Source organism: Mesorhizobium sp. M7A.F.Ca.US.014.04.1.1 (assembly GCF_003998745.1).
GTDB lineage: Bacteria > Pseudomonadota > Alphaproteobacteria > Rhizobiales > Rhizobiaceae > Mesorhizobium > Mesorhizobium ciceri.
Genome location: NZ_RZRW01000806.1, coordinates 1 through 2,025, shown reverse-complemented (window position 1 = coordinate 2,025; position 2,025 = coordinate 1). Strand labels below are relative to the sequence as shown.

The following is a 2,025-nucleotide window of genomic DNA, read 5'->3' as shown; positions in this document are numbered from 1 at the left end:
ATCACACGCTACGAGCCGACGGATATCCCGCAGGCGCAGATGGTAGGCTTCATGCAGTCCATGCTTGCCGGCCAGATCCTGGAGAACCCGATGTTGAAGTCGACGGCGATTTCGGACGCGGGTCTCACCAAGCAGACGCTCTACGAGGTGGAGAAGTCGGCCTTTACCCGTTCCACCTACGACCGTGCACTGGAATCCCTCGATGCGGTCAATGCTGAAATCGCGACGCTGATCCATCGTGCGTGGGGACGGTCATGACGGCGAAGTTTACGGCAGTAAAAACTGGAAATTTTGTCTTTGAAATCAAATCGCTAACCGCGATTGGAGGCGGTTAAATGGCACGCAGGGACATTTTCGGCAGTGTGTTGGGCCCTGCGACGGCAGTGGCTGATGCGAAGGACGTATCCGGGTATGCCGTTCGCGGGGCGTCGCGCTCCATCATGCAATCCTTCGAGGAGCTCTCCAAGAGCTCGGTCGTGGATCTCGATCCGGCATTTGTGGACACCTCCTTCGTTTCGGATCGCCTGGACGAAGACGATGAGGCATATCAGGAGTTGCTTGCGGCCATTCGGGAAAGAGGACAAGATTCTCCGATCCTGGTCAGGCCTCATCCTGAGCTCTCCGGTCGCTTTCAGACCGTCTTCGGGCATCGGCGCGTCAAGGTTGCCCGCCAGCTGGGACGGCCAGTACGCGCGGTCGTCAAGAAGATGGGCGATGAGGATCATGTTATTGCCCAGGGCCAAGAGAACGCCGCAAGGGCCAATTTGTCCTTCATCGAAAGGACCCTGTTTGCCGATCGCATTCTCAAGCGCGGCCACACGCCCGACACGGTGAAGTCGGCTTTGGCGCTCGATGACACGACCTTCTCGAAGATGCGTTCTGTTACCAGCAACATTCCAGAGCCAGTCATTGTGGCCATTGGCGCCGCCAAGACTGTTGGTCGGGACAGATGGTGGCAGCTCGCCAAGCTTATGGAGCATCCGGATAGCGCGGGCAGGGCGGCCGACTATGTGGCAAGTCCAGAGTTCGCCACGTCAGGCAGTGACGCACGATTTGCGCGTCTGTTCGACTTCATGAGCGCGCCGGCAAAACGCGCGCCAGCAGCATCGAAGACACAGGAAAAGGCTTGGGCACCGCACGACAGATCCGTGCGAGCCAAGATCACCGACACAGGAAAAGTGTTTACGCTTGCCCTGAAGGCCAAGGAAGCCTCGCCGTTCGGAGCGTTCATAACCGATCGGCTGGACGAGCTTTTCGAGGCTTTTCGGCAATCGGAAACAGCCAAGAAAACAGGAGACTGAAACCGCAAAAGAAAAAGGCCCCCGAACGTCGCCGTCGCGGAAGCCCTTCTCGTCTGTAGCAAGCTGAGAATCGCACTTCCCCGACTCACTGTCAAGAGTCGTGGCGCCATTTAGGCGAGCAGATTTCTTTTGCCTGATTGAAAGGTGAGGGAAATGGAGAGTGGGTTTGCGACGACGCCCTTCGGGCGGCGGCCGATGACGCTTGCGTTGGTGAAAGCCAACACGGCGTCAAGGCAGATACCTCAGGGGTCTGTCGTCGAGAAATGGCAGGTTTATCGGTGGCTGTGCGAGGGCAAGTCGATTGTCGGCGTCGGCGATCGCGCCCTGGCGGTGCTCAGCGGGCTTTTGACGTTTTATCCAGACGACCAGATCAGCGAGGAAAACGGGTTGATGGTCTTTCCGTCCAACGCTCAGCTATCGCTGCGGGCGCACGGCATGGCCGATTCCACGCTGCGCAGGAACCTGGCGGAACTGGTAAGTTGCGGCCTCATCATCCGCAGGGACAGCGCCAACGGCAAAAGATTTGCCCGCAAAGGGCCGGGCGGGGCTGTGGTGGAGGCCTTCGGCTTCTCCCTGGCCCCGTTGATCACCAGGGCAGCGGAGTTTCAGCAGGCGGCCGACCAGGTTCGAGCCGACGGTCGGGCGCTCAGACTGATGCGGGAGCGCATCACGCTGCACCGCCGCGACATCCATAAGCTGATCGAGGCGGCTGTCGAGGAGGATG

Annotated in this window: 2 protein-coding genes and 1 pseudogene; all 3 read left to right on the top strand. The window is 59.4% G+C overall.

Annotation, left to right across the window (positions count from 1 at the left end; genetic code table 11):
• A pseudogene (locus EOA22_RS31725) lies at positions 1-258 on the top strand (plasmid partitioning protein RepA); the annotation flags it as partial.
• A gap of 77 nt (positions 259-335) precedes the next feature.
• The gene (gene repB, locus EOA22_RS31720) at positions 336-1,301 is read left to right on the top strand and encodes a plasmid partitioning protein RepB (protein WP_013525329.1); all 966 of its coding nucleotides are present in this window, start codon (positions 336-338) and stop codon (positions 1,299-1,301) included.
• Positions 1,302-1,454: 153 nt separating this feature from the next.
• On the top strand, positions 1,455-2,025 hold a 571-nt coding region (gene repC, locus EOA22_RS31715; protein WP_281040807.1), incomplete at its 3' end, for a plasmid replication protein RepC.